Origin of the sequence: Undibacterium sp. Ji49W (assembly GCF_049340205.1) — a bacterium.
GTDB lineage: Bacteria > Pseudomonadota > Gammaproteobacteria > Burkholderiales > Burkholderiaceae_D > Undibacterium.
The window spans coordinates 252968-270388 of the sequence record NZ_JBMPOW010000004.1 but is presented as its reverse complement, the minus strand read 5'-3'; the positions used below and the strand labels follow the sequence as shown (position 1 = coordinate 270388).

Below are 17421 nucleotides of genomic sequence, written 5' to 3'. Positions count from 1 at the left end.
ATACGGAGCATTGGGGGTATTTTTGTAATTTAACCAGGCATACAAGCTCAATAAATTTCATAATTAATTACCGTAAATGTAATTTTATGAAATTGTTGACTACTTATTCTGATACAGGGCAAACGCTAATACCGTCGCTCCTGCGCAGGCAGGAGCCTAGTGGCGTTCGGCGATAACAGTATTGCTTGAAAAATAAGTAAAGCTAAATGAGGCACCTCACTGTTCTGCAAAACCACCCTCATAAAATGATATCCTATGCCTCCTAGAACCTGTTTACGATCTGTAGCGAGCGAGCGTCAGCGGAGTCAAGGTAACCAAGCGCAGCGCAAAAAGCGGAATGTACTTGCAGTACATGAGCATTTTGAGCAGCACATGAGCCCCGATCACGCTCGCGCAGTAAGATCGTAAGCAGGTTCTCAGGCAACATGTAGGGACATGTTGAACCACCCATCCATCTGGAAAAAATAGATGAGCACAGACATCTTTTGGCAGGCATTGGCAAATGCCCAGCCAGAATTGCAGCAACTGGAAGCCCGCGATGCCATGGAAGCCATCAATGCATTGCTGCAACCCCACTTTCCCCACCTGGCAGCAGAATTGCAAGGCGGGCCGAAAGGCGGCATCTATGATCTGATCATGACTGCCCACGGTTCAACTGAGCATTTCCAGGATGTCATGTCGCTTGTGCAATCGGCACCCCGATTAACCATGTTTCAAAACGTGATTGCTTTCCGGGCGCGTACAGAAATGAACGATTTCGGTATGTCCATGGATAATTTCAACCTCAGCCCTGCTGATATTCTGGTCGGGCATTATGCCGATGCCGGCAGGGTGGGTTTGCAACTGTGGTTTGGCAAGCCCATACCGCAAGACATGCTCGATCATGCCAGACACATGTCCTTCATCCTGCTTGACCATGCCATTGGTGAATATGATTTCGCCATCAAGATAGGTCCGGTCGAATTTATGGACGGTGCGCCAGAACAGAACACCGTCAGCCTGGCCGCCTTCCCGGCAGTGCTGGACAGCTTCTGGCGGGATGACCTCAGGCATACCGCCCTGTTCCCCACCGGTGAAAATGAATGGACAGGCTTTGAGCTTGTCAGTAATACCGATCCTGATGACAAACTGCTGGTGCAGCGCAATGAATCCGCCATGACCCTGGTCGGCAGGGCAGACATGCTGTGGCGTGTGCAAGTTGACGTTGCGCTCGACAATAAAGACGACCTGGAAATTGCGCGCGAGTTTGAAGACCAGCTTGAAACCCTGCTCGCACAAACCCAGGAAGGCATCACCAGCCAGATCACCTTGCATGGCAATGTGCGCAGCATGAACTGGCATGTCAGTGACGTAGAAGCCGCATTGGCCAAGGCACATAAACTGGCACACACATTTGCACCGCTGCAGTTTGATATCAGCAGCGAATTTGATCCGCAGTGGCAAGACTATTTGCGCTGGGTATCATAGCGCTGCTGCGTCGCTGATACAAAAAAATACACAACACCCGACTGAATTTTACAGAACTGGAATCATCTTGACTACCGTAGCCATTACCCCAAAAATTCAAGCCAGCAACCAAAGCCCCTTCGTCCTGTTCGGCGGCATGAATGTTCTCGAATCCAAAGACATGGCCTTGCGCGTCGCCGAAGAATACGTGCGCGTCACCAGCAAGCTGGGCATCCCCTATGTTTTCAAGGCCAGCTTCGACAAGGCCAATCGTTCATCCATTCATTCTTACCGCGGCCCTGGCCTTGAAGAAGGTTTGAAGATATTCGAAGCCATCAAGGCAGAATTCGGCGTACCCCTGATCACCGACGTGCACGAGACATGGCAAGCCGCGCAAGTGGCAGAAGTGGTCGATGTCTTGCAGTTGCCCGCCTTTCTGGCACGCCAGACTGACCTCGTTGTCGCCCTGGCCAAAACCGGCCGTGTCATCAATATCAAGAAACCGCAATTCCTCAGCCCTTCGCAGGTACAGAACATCGTCGAAAAGTTCAGAGAAGCAGGCAATGATCAACTGATACTCTGCGACCGTGGCACCTGCTTTGGTTATGACAATCTGGTAGTCGACATGCTGGGTTTTGCTGTCATGAAAAAAGTAACCAACAACCTGCCTGTCATCTTCGACGTCACCCATGCCCTGCAACAGCGTGAAGCTGGCGCAGCAGCTTCCGGTGGCCGTCGCGAACAAATCGTTGAACTGGCCCGCGCAGGCATGGCAACGGGCCTGGCAGGGTTGTTCCTGGAAGCGCATCCTGATCCGGCGCAAGCCAAGTGCGACGGGCCCAGCGCCTTGCCGCTGGATAAGCTGGAACCATTTTTGACGCAGTTGAAGGCGCTGGATGATTTGGTGAAGTCGTTTGGGGCGTTGGAGATTTAATATCGAACTTATTGTCATGAGACTTTTTTCTATTGCCTCACGTTGCTTTGCTCTTCCAGACAAAAAAATGTTTAAAAATAAAATTTCCTTTTTCCCTATTCTTTTATTTACTCTACTGAATTTAAATTGGGGAGTGGCCGATGTATTGGCTCAAGTTGACTCCAAAGGTAGTCTAAGCAACTCAGTAGGACCAAATATAAAGCCGGTTCTCGAATTAAAACCCTCATATGATCGTTGCAAAAAACCGGAATATCCCAGACTTGCATTGCGCCATGAAATGATGGGCAGGACTGAACTCGACTTAGTTGCAGATTCAGTTGGGCGAGTGACAATGGCAGAGGTGGCACGTAGTAGTGGCTGGCGCATATTGGATGAAGCTGTTTTGGCTTCAATGATGGGGTGCCAAATTTTCGACGATCCAAAAATAGAAAAAATTTACGTCAAATCAGCATATGTTTGGAAACTTTCTGCGGAAGGCGTTCCAAGAAAGCCTGCTGAAGTATTGACAGGTACTTGTAATAAGTCAGACTTTGTAAGTCTGGCAAAAGATAATGAGCCAGGTCGTGGCATTGTTGTTGGTGTCTGGTTGAACAAAGAGGGAGGCATTGAAAAAACGACCCTTGAATGGTCGGTCGAACCAAAATTGAATCAGGAAAGTGTCAAGCTTGTCAGTTCTTGCAAATTCAAGCCATCATCCGATGCTCTAGGGAATCTGGAAGCGGTCATTTCACTGAGACTCTTGCCGCTGCGATCGAATTAATGGCGAAGTTGGTCAATTTAGGCGACTGCTTTTTTAGCCTTGACCTGCACGTAAATTTCTTTTGGCGGCTGTTCAAAATATTTGAGCAAGGCAGGGCACAGCCAACCTTCCATATCCAGCTCTTCCGAGAAATACCAGTTGCCGTTACTGTCAGATCTGCGCCATGAGAGTTTAATCTGGTGTCCAGGAAATGCGTTTGCAGAGAACAGCATGATGAAACCTGAATCCGGATCAGGAAATGTGGCAACGACCTTGTCTATCATAGTGTCAGCACCGCTGACGAAAGGTTCTTGCAGCAGGCCTACGCGCTCATCATCAAATACCCACATGTCGAGATATTTATAGGGTGCTATTACATTGATGGCATTCATTTGTATTTGCTTATTAATTTGAGTTATTCACTGACGGATAATTTAATTTGCATTTGACGACAATGGTTAAAATAGATCGAAGAAATGGCAGTGATGCCCCGGTCGCCTTCTTTTTGCTTATTTTTCTTGGCGAATGCGATAAACGGGTTTAACTACCGGGCTACCTCCGGCCTGCGATGTTAAATGACTTACGAAGATATTTGAAAATTCAGTTCGTGAAATTCACAAGTCTGAAGTTAATAAGCTTCATGGCATACTGCGAACGTCGCTGGAGCGCCAGCCCGCTGGATTCCTGCCAAACTCGCGCAGGAATGACGTTAAGTAGATTGCTGTAATGTTTGATGGTAAGCAAATTACTGTTTGCTCTTTGACCCTAGCAATATTTCAATCGCCCCTCGAACCTCTTCAACAGTCGCAGGTTCCCCGTTATCCCCAAGGTTAATAATCCTGTCCGACCAATTCCCCTCAGTCTTCCAGCGCGGTGAAGCGCAATAGATTTCTATGGTCGGTGTTTCATAGGCAGCAGCGATATGCGTCAAGCCAGTATCGACACCAATGGCAAGGCGTGCTTTTTGTGCCAGCAAGGTAGCGGCCTGCATCGAGAGCGCGGGCAGGACGGTGGCATTCGGCATGATGGCGGCCATGGCCTCGGCTTCGGCTTTTTCTGCCGGGCTACCCCAGGGCAGCAGTATCGGTAAATCATATTCCTGCAAAGTACGGGCGATTGCTTGCCAGTTCTCTCGCGGCCATTTCTTGGCTGCACCGGCAGTACCGTGAAAGAATACGGCATACGGCGTAGATGGCAACCATGTGGACTGGTCAGCGGGGACATCAGGTGCCTGCAAGCCAAAGCTGGCGGGCGTGGTGACAGTGTAGCCGCCAGCGGCGGCAGCGACCAGGCGGCCGCGCAAGACGGCGTGAGTGCGTTTGTCTACCGGCACACTGATGTCATGGAAAATTCTGGAAATACCTTCATAACCCGAACCTTCGGTGCCATTTGCCAGGCCCACTTTTTTGCCGCCTTTGACAGTCTTGGCCAGACCCATGATGATGCCGGTTTTCAGCAAACCCTGGGTATCGAGTATCAGGTCATAATTTTCTTGTCGTAGCTGGCGAAAGAAATGCCTGATCTCTTGCCGTGTCGCTGCCTGACCTAGACTCTTGCGCCAGCGACGCAGGGCAAAAGGGAAAACTTGATCAACTCCTGGATTGAGCCGTACCAGTTGCACATAGGCTTCTTCCACCACCCAGTCTATGCGTGCCTGCGGAAACTGACGACGCAAGTCATCCACGATGGGCATATTGTGCAGCACATCGCCTAAGGACGAAACACGTACAAGCAGGATTTTCACAATAGTAGTAAGACCAAAAATCTCACCACAGAGACACCGAGACACAGAGAAAAGCAAGAGAAAATCTTTTGACGTGAAAGTGTTTGGTAATTACTCTTCACGCCTTTAGTTTTTCTCTGTGCTCCCTCTGTGTCTCCGTGCCTCTGTGGTGAGTTTGCAGGTTTAAATAGAATTAATACGGCAATTTTGCATCTGGCTTCACTGCCAGTACAGCCTGCTTCATTGCACCCTGTATACGTGCCAGGGCTTCCGGGTTTTCAGCTTCGAAGCGCATGACGATGACGGGGGTGGTATTGGATGAGCGGGCCAGACCGAAGCCGTCCGGGTATTCAACACGCAAGCCATCGATGGTGATGATTTCGTCTGAACCAGGGAAGTGGGCATTTGCCTGCATGGCGGCGATGATCTTGAAATTTTCACCTTCAGCCAGTTGCAATTGCAGCTCTGGTGTCGAGGTGGATTGCGGCAGATTGTTCAGCGTGGCTGTCATGTCCGCTACACGGCTGACCAGTTCCAGCAAGCGTGCGCCAGCGTATAGGCCATCGTCAAAACCATACCAGCGGTCTTTGAAGAAGATATGACCGCTCATTTCACCGCCTAACGGGGAACCGGTTTCGCGCAGCTTGGCCTTGACCAGGGAATGGCCGGTTTTCCACATCAGTGGTACACCACCGCGTGCCTTGACCCATGGTGCGATATGGCGGGTGCATTTGACGTCATACAAAATCTGCGCGCCAGGGTTGCGTGTCAATACGTCTTCAGCAAACAGCATGAGCTGACGGTCAGGGTAGATGATCTGGCCATCTTTGGTGACGACACCAAGACGGTCGCCATCGCCGTCAAAAGCCAGACCGATTTCTGCGTCGGTGGTTTGCAGGCAGCGTATCAGGTCTTGCAGGTTTTCCGGGTGCGCTGGGTCAGGATGGTGGTTGGGGAAGGTGCCATCGACTTCGCAGAACAGTTCGATGACTTCACAACCCATGCCGCGATACAGTTCGCCAGCAAATGCACCAGCCACGCCATTGCCACAATCGACGGCAATTTTCAAGGGGCGGGCAACTTTGACGTCGCCGATGATGCGCTCAAGGTAAGTCGCCTTGATGTCATGCGTGCGGTAGCCGCCGCTGCCTTGTTTGAAATCCTTGTTCAGGATGGTTTGGTACAGTGCCTGGATGGCATCGCCATAAATCGCTTCGCCTGCCAGTACCATTTTGAAACCGTTATAGTCAGGCGGGTTGTGGCTGCCGGTGACCATGATGCCGGATGTTGCACCCAGCACATTGGTGCCAAAATAAACCATGGGGGTGACCACGATGCCCAGATCAATCACATCCACGCCAGTCGATTGCAAACCTTTGGCCAGGGCAGTGATCAGGTCTGGGCCTGACAAGCGGCCATCGCGGCCTATGACCACGGCTTTTTCACCTTTGGCGATGGCGGCGCTGCCGAAGGCCTGGCCGATCAGGTGGGCAACTTCGGCATCCAGAGTTTTATCGATGATGCCGCGGATGTCGTAAGCTTTGAATATGCTGGGGGATAGTAGGGACATGATTATTTTCTATATTAAAAAGATTCAGTGGAGCAGCACAGTGGCTGTCTGGTTTTCAGAACCAGTTTGCTGGGCTTGCCAGATCAGGTCTTCAATACCGCATTGTGGTTCGTATTCTGCCACTATTTGCAACAACAAAGCGCGGATTTGCGCATAATCAAAGGCGGCGCAGGCGGCATGCAAATCCTGCAATAGCGCATTCAGTTGATCCCACGGCAACTCATTTTCTTGCGCACGCATGATCAGCGGGTGGGACGTGCCCTCTACATTGTCGCCGATCAGCAATTCTTCGTACAATTTTTCGCCAGGGCGCAGGCCCACGTGCTGGATTTCTATGGTGCCGTCAGGCGTGGCTTCGCTTTTTACTTCCAGGCCGCTCAAATGCACCATGCGGCGTGCAAGGTCGATGATGCGTACGGGTTCACCCATGTCCAGCACAAAGACATCACCGCCTTCGCCCATGGCACCGGCCTGCAAGACCAGTTGTGCGGCTTCGGGTATGGTCATGAAATAACGAGTGATTTCCGGATGCGTCAGGGTAATGGGGCCACCTGCCATGATCTGCTTGCGGAACAGTGGTACGACAGAACCGGAAGAACCCAGCACATTGCCAAAGCGCACCATGCAAAAACGGGTATGTTGCTGGCGACGCGAACAGGCTTGCAAGATCAGTTCTGCCAGGCGTTTGGTGGCACCCATGACATTGGTCGGACGCACCGCCTTGTCCGTCGATATCAACACAAAATTCTTGACCCTGGCGGCCATCGCAGCCTGTGCGACGGACAGTGTACCAAATACATTGTTGCGTATGCCTTCAGCCGGATTATGCTCAACCAGCGGTACATGCTTGTAGGCTGCTGCGTGGTACAGGGTTTCGACTTCGCAGGTGGTGAAGATGCGGTCGAGCTTGGCGCTGTCAAGTATGGAACCGAGGAAGGGCAGTATCTCTACATCCAGTTTCAGTTGCTGGCGCAGACCAGTCAATTCCTGTTCTATAGCATACAGAGCGTATTCCGACATTTCCAGCAAGACCAGTTTGGCCGGGCGCTGGCGTAATATCTGACGGCATAGTTCAGAACCGATGGAGCCACCTGCTCCAGTCACCATGACGCGCTTGCCTGTGATGCAAATGCTCAGCAGGCGGGCGTCGGGCTCTACCTGATCGCGGCCCAGCAAATCTTCAATCTCGACTTCGCGTATGTCTTGCACGCGCAATTCGCCATTGACCAGGCTTTGGATAGATGGCGTGACCTTGATCTTGAGTTTCAGGGGCTCCAACTGATCCAGTACCTGCTTTTGCCGGGTTTTGCTGATGCTGGGCATGGCCAGCAAAATCTCGCGTATTTCATGGCGCTCAGCCAGGGCTGGCAACTGGTCTGGTGCAAATACTTTTATTCCACCGATGGTTGAGCCTTGCACAGGTTTGCTGTCATCGATAAAAGCCACGCAGACATATTCACCGCCTGCGCGCAGGGCAGTTGCCAGTTGCGCACCGGCCTTGCCGGCACCGTAGATGGCAATGCGGGTGGCGTTTTCTGTCATGTCTGCCTGCAATAACCAGGCTCTGGCCAGAAAGCGGCTGGCTCCCACATACAGGATGGAACCGGCCCAGAAGAAGCCAAATACAGCACGTGACAGCGGCATGATGTGCAGCATGAGGCTGACAAAGACCAGCAGCAGTACAGAAAGGGTGACACCAAATACCACCACGCTGATGATTTTCTGGTCAATAAAACGAATCACGGCGCGGTAAAGACCTATGCGTATGAATACCGGTATGGTGATGAAAGGTACGGAAACGATAAGCCAGAAGTAATGACTGAACAGTGCAGCACTGAAGCTGTCATAGCGCAGCCAGACAGCCAGCACAAAGGTTAGTGGCAGGCAGAGGGCATCTGCGACGGCAGCCAGCAATTGCTTGTGTATGCGCGGCAAGTTCAATAAAGACTGCATCATGATCGCTTTGCCCGCCTGATGGTTGAATGAAAGAATAGCAGCATGGACACTGAAATAGACAATTTAATGAGTGACGCCATCACGGCGCACCACCTTATAAAACGTCAGAAACAGGATGCGCAGGTCCAACATGAAGGACTGATGTTGCAGGTAATAAGCATCCAGGTCAACTTTAACCGGTATTGGCAATTCATCCCTGCCATTGATCTGCGCCCAGCCTGTCAGGCCCGGTGGGATAGTATGCACCTGCTTTTCGGTACGCAGGGCGATCAGGTCATGCTGATTGTACAGGGCAGGGCGGGGGCCGACAAAGCTCATGTCACCACACAGTATGCTCCACAATTGTGGCAATTCATCCAGGCTGGATTTGCGCAGGAAAGAACCAATGGGGGTCAGATACTGGTCCGGGTTGCTCAGCAAATGGGTGGCAACCGCAGGCGTATCTATGCGCATGCTGCGAAACTTGGGCATTTTGAAGATAGCATTATTGCGTCCGACCCGGTCCGACCAGTAGACGATGGGGCCGCGTGAAGTCAGTTTGACACAGACTGCTACCACCACCAGGGGCAGGATCAGAAACAGACTGGCCATCAAAGCCAGGAAAAGATCGAAAAGGCGCTTTAACATAGTGGATGGCGATTAAGTACGAATGGCAGCAGCGGTCGCCTGCAAGCCTTGTTCTACAGTATAGGGGGGCGACCAGCCCAGCAGGTTTCTGGTCTTGCTTATGTCCACCTGCAAGGACTGGCACAGACGGTCAGCCACATTTTTCTTGCCCAGTATGCTTGCCGCCAGCGTCAGCAGGCTGGCCGGGAAAGGAAACAGCCGCGATTTCACCTGCAAGGCTTGCGCGCACAGGTTCAGCAACTCTGTTGTCGATAAATCCCTGCCATCGCTGGCTAAAAATATCTGATTACGCGCCTGGTCATGCAGGCGGCAATGCAGCACCAGGCTGACCAGATTGCCCAGGTACACAAAGCTGCGCTGGTTGCGTATGCTGCCCAGCGGCAGCGGCAAGCCACGTCTGACCATGCGCAACATGCTTAAAAAATTGGCTTTCACGCCCGGCCCATACACCAGTGGCGGGCGGATGATGGTGATAGCCATGCCGGTTTGCCTGCCCAGATCCAGCAAAGCCTGTTCGGCTTCATGCTTGGATATGCCATAGGCATCTTGTGGCGCGGCCTGGTCGTCAGCGGTGTAGGGATGGCCAGGCACGGTCGCTTCGCCATTCACTTTGACTGAACTCAGGTAAATAAATTGCCTGGCACCTGCCGCTGCGGCCTGTCGTGCCAGGTTCAGGCTGGCATCTACGTTCAACTGGCGAAACAAGAGCAGGGGATCGGCAGCCTTTTCCTGCATGACGTGCACGCGGGCGGCACAATGGATGACGATATCAACGCCCTTCAGGCTGGCTGACCAGTCGGTATCGGCGGTCAGGTCAGTGATGATGGGATTGGACAGCTGTGCGGCCTGCCATTGTAAGGCCTGGCGGGTCGGGCAGATCAGCTTGACGTCCTGCTGCAGGCAGGCTTGCGCAATTGCCTGGCCGACAAAGCCGCTGGCACCGGTCAACAAAATAATTTGCTTCATGCTTTATTTGGATGCCGATATGTTGGCCCGTCGGTCATAAACAAAATAACGACGCGATAGAAACTTCAGAAAACTGCGGAAAAACCAGCTGGCATGACGGGATACCAGATTGCGGTTTTTATGGGCGGCAGTATGGGTTGCATCCAGTTGTGGATAAAAGCGTATTCCCAGCCCCAGCAATTGCTGTGAGCGGTAGCAGATATCCACATCTTCGAAATACATGAAATAACGGGTATCGAAACCTTGCAGGGCCTGATAGTGGCGTGCATCAAACGCCAGAAAAGCCCCGGATGCCCAGTCTACATGACAGGTTTCCGACATGGTTTTCTTGTCGTATGGCTCTGACAGCGAGCGCACTGCCACCATACGCAGCAGGGAAATGATATTCGGAAAGCGACGGATATTGGCATCGATGTACAGATGCTGTTCATCACGGAAAAGATTGATGGTGGCAATGGGGAAGGCATCCCGCTGCATATTCGCCACCAGCGTCATGATGGTTTCTGGCGTAATGGTGATGTCCGGGTTCATGACGATAAAACTGTCACCTTCACCAAAGCCGACGCTATTGCTGATGAGGTCAAACAGGAAATTATTATTTTCACCAAAACCCAGACCAGGATGATCATCAATGTAAGACACGCCATGTTGCAGGCAATACGCCTTTAATTGTGCCGATGGGCGGTTATCCTTGATCCACACATGCATGCTTGCACCAGCATCGCGCAAGCCACCCATCCCGCTAGCAATAAGCAGGTCTTCATGGCCGTGACTGACAATAGCGACATGTATCATAAATTATTCAGATGATCTGGCTTTACCTGTTCTGGTCTTGCGGGTCTTGCAGCTGCTGGTCGCGCAACAACAAGCTGGTTTTTACAGCCCTGCTGGTAGCGGGGCATATCATGAATCAGTTTGTGGTTCAGATTTTCTCATAGAAATCATCATTTATAGGCGGCGGATTGGTCCATCCGCCTGTTTTTCTTATTGATCTGCGTTTTCTGGCCTGCCTGTCCCGGGTGCCAGCATTTCAAACGCATCCCTGGCCGACCTGTTTGCCTGTACCTGACATGATCAATGGCGGGCCTATTGCCTACTGCCCATTGCCTATTGTCAGCGGAATACCCAGGCTCGCCGTTTATTTGCTGAGGAGTATATCAAAATGGCCGGGCTCAGTATGGCCGTGCCTGTATAGCTGACAGGCTGCCTGGAAACAAAACGCTAAAACCGGCGAGATGGCTCACGGGCTTATGTCGGATATGCTCCACTTTTATTGTGCAGACCAGACCAGATTCCCTTGCACATCATTTTGAACTGGGACAGACGTCTGTTCTCATACACCAGGCTGGCAAAAAAGCGAATGCTCAGTCCCACCAGCAATCTTTTTTTCCATGCAGAAGAGACATACGGCTTTTTGCAGAACAGTAGCGTGTTTCTGAAATAGTAGTAGCGTCGCAGCGGAGAATAATGAAAGAAATTCAAATTGAACAGGCGCACAGGTGGTGCATCCGACAGAGCATGGCCCATTTGCACCGCCATGCTGCCAAACAATTGATAACCTTTGCTTCTTGCCCGGAAGCACCACTCGGTATCGGTATAGTCAACAAACATACCGTCGTCGTACCGCAATGTATCAAGCCAGGCTGTCGTGCGTATCAACATGCCGGATGTGATCAGGACATCGACTTCAACATACCTGGCAGTCGCATCGTCGAAATCAGCGGGAATAATTGCCTGGATATTGCCGCTGCCTTCTTTATAAAACGGGAAATAGACTTTATCGGCTTCGCGCCGGTCAAAGAAAGTGGGACCGATGGCTGCGCATTTCACGCCTTGTGCGTGCAGCAGTTCATGTTGCGTCAAGAGGCTGGCAATCAGATGATCAGGCGGTGCGCTGTCCTGGTCAAAAGTTGCTACGTAGTGTGCACCATCTTGTATCGCCGCTTCAAAGCCCCTATTCAGTGCATAACCCAGGCCATAATTTTTGTCGAGGCGGATGTATTGGCACTTGGGTGTCGCCTGCAAATCTATTTTGTCGCAACCACCATTGTCCACCAGGTAAAGCCGGTCCACCTGCCCCTGTAGTTTGGCTAGCAAGGCCAGGAGAACAGGATGCTCTGGAAAGTAGCCAACCACCACAGCCGCAACGGCTGGTCTGGATGTGTCAGATGATGTGTGTGTCATTTCATGCAAACAAGACGAATGGGTTCAGTGAGCCGTTTGGTTTTTCAGGTGGCGCTGTGCAGTCACATGCAACAGTATCCAATCCAGTATCACCCGGAAAGTCCATGCAAATGCGGCACCGGCCAGGCCAAACCATGTTGCGAGGAAATACAAGACAGCAATATACAAGAGCAATTCAATAAAGTGAAATTGCGCGGTTATTTTTGTTTTCCCCTGCGCATGCAGCAGGGTATGTGGCACCAGCGCAATACCATTGAAAAAAGTACCTGCTGCCAGGATCAGGGTAATCGGTAATGCCTTGCTGGCAAATTCTGGTGACAGCCACAGGCTGAAGCCAGGATAAGCAAACAGGGCTACGGCAATACACAGCGTCAACATGATGAATGTCATGCGCCGATAATTTTGGCGGTAACTATTTTTCAGCGCTTGCTGATCTGCCAGTGTGGCAAACAGCGGCAGCAGGGCACCGCAGATGGCGATCGGTACCAGCAGCATGCGCATCAGCGCTTCTTGTGGAATCGCATACACAGACAGTTTGTCGGCACCCACCATGGCACTGACAAAAAATCTGTCCCCAAATACCATTAGTGGACTGATGATGCTCGACACTGTTACCCAGAAACCGAATGACAGCAGGCTGCGCAGGCGCTGGGACAGCGCATTTGTTTCACTTGCCTGACTTCCGTTTTCACGCGTGGGTTCATTCGTGGTTTTGGTGAACAGGTAGGTATGCAATTGCAGTGCGCCGCCGATAACAACCAGCAGGCGTGCCATGGCCAGGTACAATGCAATCGGCCACAGGCGGGGGCCATGCAAGACGATCGCCAGTGCCGGCAGGGTAAACATGCAAAACCCCAGGAATATCTTGTTCAGGTTGGAGGCACGAAATCGCTCCAGGCCTTCCATCGCACCACGCAGGCCGCTGGTCACGGCGCTGGGTATGACGCCGAGCGCGGCAATTTCAAAGGCGATTTGTGCATCATGTTGCAGCGGCAGACTGATTTTTAGCCAGCTTTGTGCCAGATGTGGTGCCAGCACGATCATGATCAGCGTGCCCAGCGTACCGGTGGCAGCAGTCAGTAACAAGCCAGCCTTCAGGACTGAGGGAATCGCCCCGAATTGTTGGGCAGAACGCAGCTTGCTGATTTCATAGGTGAGCGCGCGGCCAGTGCCAAAATCAAACAGACTGAAGTAGCCGATCAGTGCCCAGATCAGTGTCAGCACACCAAATGCTTCATTACCTAATTGTCGCAAGGTATACGGAGTAAAAGCCGCCGCTGCGATGAGCGGCAGGCCATTACCCAGCAAATTCCAAATGGTGTTTTTTTTAAGTGACATGTGTCTGTAATGTGAGTCTGCGTTGCCTGTTGCCATGCAGCGTGTTGGGCCAAACGCGCTCCGGTTGGCTATGTTGCCCGGAGACCCTGCATGCATATCTGTAGGCAGTCTTGCCAGGAGGGCAGGTCCAGAGCGAACTTGTCTTGCAGTTTTTGCGTGCCCAGCAATGAATTATGTGGCCTGCGTGCCGGTGTCGGATAGTCGCTGCTGCTGATACCTGTCAGCGTTGGCGCCGTTTTGTTCAATATGTTTTTTTGCTCAGCGTGGGCCACGATGGCGGACGCAAATTCAAACCAGTTGGCTTTACCCGCAGCGCTGAGGTGGTACAGGCCACCATGTTTGGCCCACCAGTCAGTCGTCGTGTTTGCTTGCTGCAAACCAGCGAGCAGACGGCAAGTGGTGTCTGCCAGCCATGCCGCAGAATTCGGGATGCCCCATTGGTCATTTACAATGCGCAACTGATCTCTTTCTTTGGCCAGCCTCAATATGGTTAGCAGAAAGTTCTTGCCATGCAGTGAATACACCCAGCTGGTACGCAAGATCAGATGCTGGCAGCCGCTGGATTGTATGGCCTGTTCGCCAGCCAGCTTGGTCTTGCCATACACATTCTGCGGATTGGTGGCGTCAGTTTCCAGATAGGCTAATACCTGGCCATGCTGGTCAAGTTTTTCGCCATCGAACACATAATCGGTTGAATAATGGATCAGTCCGGCACCCAGCTTGCGTGCTTCTTCCGCCATGATGGCCGGTGCTTCGGCGTTGATGGCATGGGCCAGTTTTTCTTCTGTTTCAGCCAGGTCAACGGCGGTGTAGGCGGCAGGGTTGATGATCAGATCAGGCCGGTATTCACGTATGCGCTGGCGCAACTGGTCAGGATTGCTCAAGTCCAGTTCATTGCGCAGCGGGGCATAGACGCTTCCCAGTTGGCTCAACGGTGCTTGCAGCGCATTACCTAGCTGACCGTTACTGCCTGTCAGTAAAATCCTCATTCAAAGACCTCGGCCTCGGACAATAGCTTGCCCAACTGGTCTTTGCCAGACTGTAGCGGCGTGCCGTTCAATGGCCAGTCTATTCCCAGGGCAGGGTCATCCCAGCGCAGGCAGCGTTCATGCTCTGGTGCCCAGTAATCAGTGGTCTTGTACAGGAATTCGGCACTTTCACTCATAACTAGAAAGCCATGGGCGAAACCTTCAGGTACCCATAGTTGACGCTTGTTGACGGCCGACAGCACGACGCTGGTTGACTGGCCAAAGGTGCTGGATGATTTGCGCAAATCCACCACCACATCGAATACTTCACCGGCAGTCACACGCACCAGTTTGCCCTGGCTTTGGCGTATCTGATAATGCAGGCCGCGCAAGACATTGTTGGCGGACCTGGAATGATTGTCCTGCACGAAATTGGCGGTTACGCCGGTCAGTTCTGCAAATTTCCTGGCATTGAAGCTTTCATAAAAGAAGCCGCGATCATCACCAAATACAGCAGGTTCCAGTATCAATACATCAGGAAGCCCGGTAGCTAACACTTTCATCTGTCAATACGCTTTCTTGTTTAAAAGTTGCAATAAGTATTGGCCATACTCATTTTTTTTCAAAGGCTGGGCCAGTTTTTCCAGGTCGGCATCGCTGATGTAATTGCGGTAGTAGGCAATTTCTTCCGGACAGGCAACCTTCAGACCCTGGCGTTTTTCTATCGTTGCAATGAACTGACCTGCTTCCAGCAGGGATTCATGGGTGCCGGTATCCAGCCAGGCCATGCCCCTGCCCATCAGTTCCACGTTCAGCTTGCCCTGTTTCAGATATTCATTATTAACGTCGGTAATTTCCAGTTCTCCGCGTGCGGAAGGCTTGATGCTGGCGGCGATATCACAGACTTGCTGGTCATAAAAATACAGACCAGTCACCGCGTAATTTGATTTTGGCTGCTTGGGTTTTTCTTCTATGCTGATGGCCTGACGCTTGCTGTCGAACTCGACCACGCCATAGCGTTCAGGGTCGTGCACATGATAGGCAAACACGGTCGCGCCATGTTGCTGCTCGTCAGCCTGGCGCAATTGCGCTTCGAAATCATTACCGTAATAAATATTGTCACCCAGGATCAGGGCGGATGTGGCATTGCCTACAAAAGAGCGACCTATGACAAACGCCTGTGCCAGCCCGTCGGGTGCCGGTTGTACGGCGTAAGAGATGTTGATGCCCCATTGCGAACCATCGCCCAGCAATTCTGAAAAGCGTGGCGTGTCCTGTGGTGTGGAAATAATCAGGATATCGCGCATGCCACCTAGCATCAGGGAGGTCAGCGGGTAGTAAATCATGGGTTTGTCATACACCGGCAGCAATTGCTTGGAAATAGCTTGCGTGACGGGATACAGACGGGTACCTGAGCCTCCCGCCAGAATGATGCCCTTGCGTGTTGTCGGACCGCTCATTCCTCTACCTCGTCTTCATTGTATTGCTGCGCCACCCATTGCAGATATTCACCTGACTGTACCTGCTTGGTCCAGACATCATTTGCCAGATACCATGTGACGGTCTTTTTCAGGCCGCTGGTAAAGTTTTCCTGTGGTTTCCAGCCCAGCTCCCGCTCAAGCTTACTGGCATCAATCGCATAGCGGCGATCATGGCCGGGCCTGTCCGTGATATGTTTGATCTGGTCCTTGTAGCTGCCTTCGGCCTTGGGTTGTAATTCATCCAGCAATTCACACAGGGTATGCACGACGCTGAGATTGGTTTGCTCATTCCAGCCCCCGATGTTGTAGGTTTCACCCGGCTTGCCAGCTTCCAGTACTCTGCGTATCGCCGCGCAATGGTCTGTGACATACAGCCAGTCACGCACTTGCAGGCCATCGCCATACACTGGCAAATCCTTGCCGGCACGGGCATTGGTGATCATCAGCGGGATCAGTTTTTCCGGGAAATGGTAAGGGCCGTAATTGTTTGAGCAATTGGTCGTCAGTACCGGCAAGCCATAGGTATGGTGATAGGCACGTACCAGATGATCAGACGCCGCCTTGCTGGCGGAATATGGGCTATTGGGCGCATACGGTGTGGTTTCGCTGAAAGCGGCATCGTCTGGCCCCAGCGTGCCATACACTTCATCGGTAGACACGTGTAGGAAACGGAATTCTGCCCTGGCATCATCTTCCAGGCTCAGCCAATAAGTGCGGGCGGCTTCCAGCAGCTCGAACGTGCCATTGATATTGGTGGTGACAAATGCTGCCGGACCTGTGATGGAGCGGTCAACATGGCTTTCCGCCGCAAAATGCAGGATGGCACGTGGCTGATACTCGAAAAACAGGGCGCACAACTGGGCACTGTCGTTGATGTCGCCCTGTACAAACACATGGCGCTGATCATTTTTGAGACTGGCAAGATTATTCAGGTTGCCAGCATAAGTAAGTTTGTCGTAATTCAGGACAGGCTCATCCGACTGAGCCAGCCAATCCAGAACAAAATTGGCACCTATAAAACCCGCGCCACCTGTGACAAATATCATGTCTCGCTCCCGTGTTAATCGCTGAATTGCTTTGAACAGGCGATTTTACTTGAGAAAGAGGCTGATTTCCTTGGTCAATCAGGTTTTTATAAGAGATATACAGAAGATGTTACTGCAATTGTTACTGCAACTGTTATTACAATAAGCAGCGGCAGCCGCCGCTGGATGCTGTTGATGTTTCAATAGTATTAAGACAGTGCATTGCCCTGTGACAGGCAGATCCAGGTCACGGTCGCTACAGTGTAGGCAAGCAAAAGCAGTGATATGAGTGAGAGTTTCATGGCTGTAACCTCATTTTCCGGTGATTTCCTGCTATCTATCTTAGGATGCACCGCCGCAAAATTCAGTATTGAATTGTTCTGATTTTGTTACCAAATGTGTTTTTTTGTACATGGTTTTACATGTTGACGGCCTCTGGACTGCCGGAAACAAAAATAGTTCGT

The 17421-nt window shown here is 51.7% G+C and carries 16 protein-coding genes; 3 read left to right on the top strand and 13 right to left on the bottom strand.

Translation table 11 applies throughout. The features are described 5' to 3' along the window. Positions 1–468: 468 nt before the first annotated feature. From ACO0LK_RS06955 to ACO0LK_RS06945, 3 genes are all read left to right on the top strand, one after another. A complete protein-coding gene (locus tag ACO0LK_RS06955) occupies positions 469–1467 on the top strand; it encodes a hypothetical protein (protein WP_422973474.1) in 999 nt (332 codons plus the stop codon). Positions 1468–1534: 67 nt separating this feature from the next. Beyond that, positions 1535–2380 carry a 3-deoxy-8-phosphooctulonate synthase gene (gene kdsA / locus ACO0LK_RS06950; protein WP_422973472.1) on the top strand — a complete coding sequence of 282 codons (846 nt, stop codon included), beginning with the start codon at positions 1535–1537 and terminating at the stop codon, positions 2378–2380. A 16-nt stretch (positions 2381–2396) separates the two neighbouring features. After that, positions 2397–3140 carry an energy transducer TonB gene (locus ACO0LK_RS06945; protein WP_422973470.1) on the top strand — a complete coding sequence of 248 codons (744 nt, stop codon included), beginning with the start codon at positions 2397–2399 and terminating at the stop codon, positions 3138–3140. A 17-nt stretch (positions 3141–3157) separates the two neighbouring features. On the opposite strand, the gene ACO0LK_RS06940 is transcribed toward ACO0LK_RS06945, so the two are convergent. The 13 genes from ACO0LK_RS06940 to rfbB form a co-directional block, all read right to left on the bottom strand. Next, on the bottom strand, positions 3158–3511 hold the full coding sequence (locus ACO0LK_RS06940; RefSeq protein ID WP_422973468.1) for a DUF6717 family protein: 354 nt from the start codon (positions 3509–3511) through the stop codon (positions 3158–3160). 353 nt (positions 3512–3864) lie between these two features. Then, positions 3865–4863 carry a lipopolysaccharide heptosyltransferase I gene (gene waaC, locus ACO0LK_RS06935; protein WP_422973466.1) on the bottom strand — a complete coding sequence of 333 codons (999 nt, stop codon included), beginning with the start codon at positions 4861–4863 and terminating at the stop codon, positions 3865–3867. A gap of 172 nt (positions 4864–5035) precedes the next feature. Further along, entirely contained in the window at positions 5036–6412 is a 1377-nt protein-coding gene (locus tag ACO0LK_RS06930) for a phosphomannomutase/phosphoglucomutase (RefSeq protein WP_422973464.1), read from the bottom strand. Positions 6413–6436: 24 nt separating this feature from the next. Next, positions 6437–8365 (bottom strand): polysaccharide biosynthesis protein, encoded by a 1929-nt coding sequence (locus ACO0LK_RS06925; protein ID WP_422973606.1) that lies wholly within the window; start codon positions 8363–8365, stop codon positions 6437–6439. Positions 8366–8431: 66 nt separating this feature from the next. After that, on the bottom strand, positions 8432–8995 hold the full coding sequence (locus ACO0LK_RS06920) for a sugar transferase (protein ID WP_422973462.1): 564 nt from the start codon (positions 8993–8995) through the stop codon (positions 8432–8434). 12 nt (positions 8996–9007) lie between these two features. Next, entirely contained in the window at positions 9008–9961 is a 954-nt protein-coding gene (locus ACO0LK_RS06915; protein WP_422973460.1) for a UDP-glucose 4-epimerase family protein, read from the bottom strand. Positions 9962–9964: 3 nt separating this feature from the next. Further along, entirely contained in the window at positions 9965–10756 is a 792-nt protein-coding gene (locus ACO0LK_RS06910; protein WP_422973458.1) for a hypothetical protein, read from the bottom strand. A gap of 453 nt (positions 10757–11209) precedes the next feature. Further along, positions 11210–12145: a glycosyltransferase family 2 protein gene (locus ACO0LK_RS06905; protein WP_422973456.1), complete on the bottom strand. Its 936-nt coding sequence runs from the start codon at positions 12143–12145 to the stop codon at positions 11210–11212. A 24-nt stretch (positions 12146–12169) separates the two neighbouring features. Continuing rightward, positions 12170–13483: a flippase gene (locus tag ACO0LK_RS06900; RefSeq protein ID WP_422973454.1), complete on the bottom strand. Its 1314-nt coding sequence runs from the start codon at positions 13481–13483 to the stop codon at positions 12170–12172. Between the two features lie 68 nt (positions 13484–13551). Further along, a complete protein-coding gene (rfbD, locus tag ACO0LK_RS06895) occupies positions 13552–14472 on the bottom strand; it encodes a dTDP-4-dehydrorhamnose reductase (RefSeq protein WP_422973452.1) in 921 nt (306 codons plus the stop codon). After that, entirely contained in the window at positions 14469–15014 is a 546-nt protein-coding gene (rfbC, locus tag ACO0LK_RS06890) for a dTDP-4-dehydrorhamnose 3,5-epimerase (RefSeq protein WP_422973450.1), read from the bottom strand. The genes rfbD and rfbC overlap by 4 nt, the downstream gene beginning before the upstream one ends. A gap of 3 nt (positions 15015–15017) precedes the next feature. Then, entirely contained in the window at positions 15018–15911 is an 894-nt protein-coding gene (gene rfbA, locus ACO0LK_RS06885; protein ID WP_422973448.1) for a glucose-1-phosphate thymidylyltransferase RfbA, read from the bottom strand. Next, on the bottom strand, positions 15908–16978 hold the full coding sequence (gene rfbB / locus ACO0LK_RS06880; RefSeq protein ID WP_422973446.1) for a dTDP-glucose 4,6-dehydratase: 1071 nt from the start codon (positions 16976–16978) through the stop codon (positions 15908–15910). Before rfbB ends, rfbA begins: the two co-directional genes overlap by 4 nt. Positions 16979–17421 lie beyond the last annotated feature (443 nt).

Bases quoted from the DNA above. Each gene is read 5' to 3' on its own strand.
- ACO0LK_RS06955 (WP_422973474.1), top strand. From the start codon at position 469: ATGAGCACAGACATCTTTTGGCAGGCATTGGCAAATGCCCAGCCAGAA.
- ACO0LK_RS06945 (WP_422973470.1), top strand. From the start codon at position 2,397: ATGAGACTTTTTTCTATTGCCTCACGTTGCTTTGCTCTTCCAGACAAA.
- ACO0LK_RS06940 (WP_422973468.1), bottom strand. From the start codon at position 3,511: ATGAATGCCATCAATGTAATAGCACCCTATAAATATCTCGACATGTGG.
- ACO0LK_RS06930 (WP_422973464.1), bottom strand. From the start codon at position 6,412: ATGTCCCTACTATCCCCCAGCATATTCAAAGCTTACGACATCCGCGGC.
- ACO0LK_RS06925 (WP_422973606.1), bottom strand. From the start codon at position 8,365: ATGCAGTCTTTATTGAACTTGCCGCGCATACACAAGCAATTGCTGGCT.
- ACO0LK_RS06920 (WP_422973462.1), bottom strand. From the start codon at position 8,995: ATGTTAAAGCGCCTTTTCGATCTTTTCCTGGCTTTGATGGCCAGTCTG.
- ACO0LK_RS06915 (WP_422973460.1), bottom strand. From the start codon at position 9,961: ATGAAGCAAATTATTTTGTTGACCGGTGCCAGCGGCTTTGTCGGCCAG.
- ACO0LK_RS06910 (WP_422973458.1), bottom strand. From the start codon at position 10,756: ATGATACATGTCGCTATTGTCAGTCACGGCCATGAAGACCTGCTTATT.
- ACO0LK_RS06905 (WP_422973456.1), bottom strand. From the start codon at position 12,145: ATGACACACACATCATCTGACACATCCAGACCAGCCGTTGCGGCTGTG.
- ACO0LK_RS06900 (WP_422973454.1), bottom strand. From the start codon at position 13,483: ATGTCACTTAAAAAAAACACCATTTGGAATTTGCTGGGTAATGGCCTG.
- rfbD (WP_422973452.1), bottom strand. From the start codon at position 14,472: ATGAGGATTTTACTGACAGGCAGTAACGGTCAGCTAGGTAATGCGCTG.
- rfbC (WP_422973450.1), bottom strand. From the start codon at position 15,014: ATGAAAGTGTTAGCTACCGGGCTTCCTGATGTATTGATACTGGAACCT.
- rfbA (WP_422973448.1), bottom strand. From the start codon at position 15,911: ATGAGCGGTCCGACAACACGCAAGGGCATCATTCTGGCGGGAGGCTCA.
- rfbB (WP_422973446.1), bottom strand. From the start codon at position 16,978: ATGATATTTGTCACAGGTGGCGCGGGTTTTATAGGTGCCAATTTTGTT.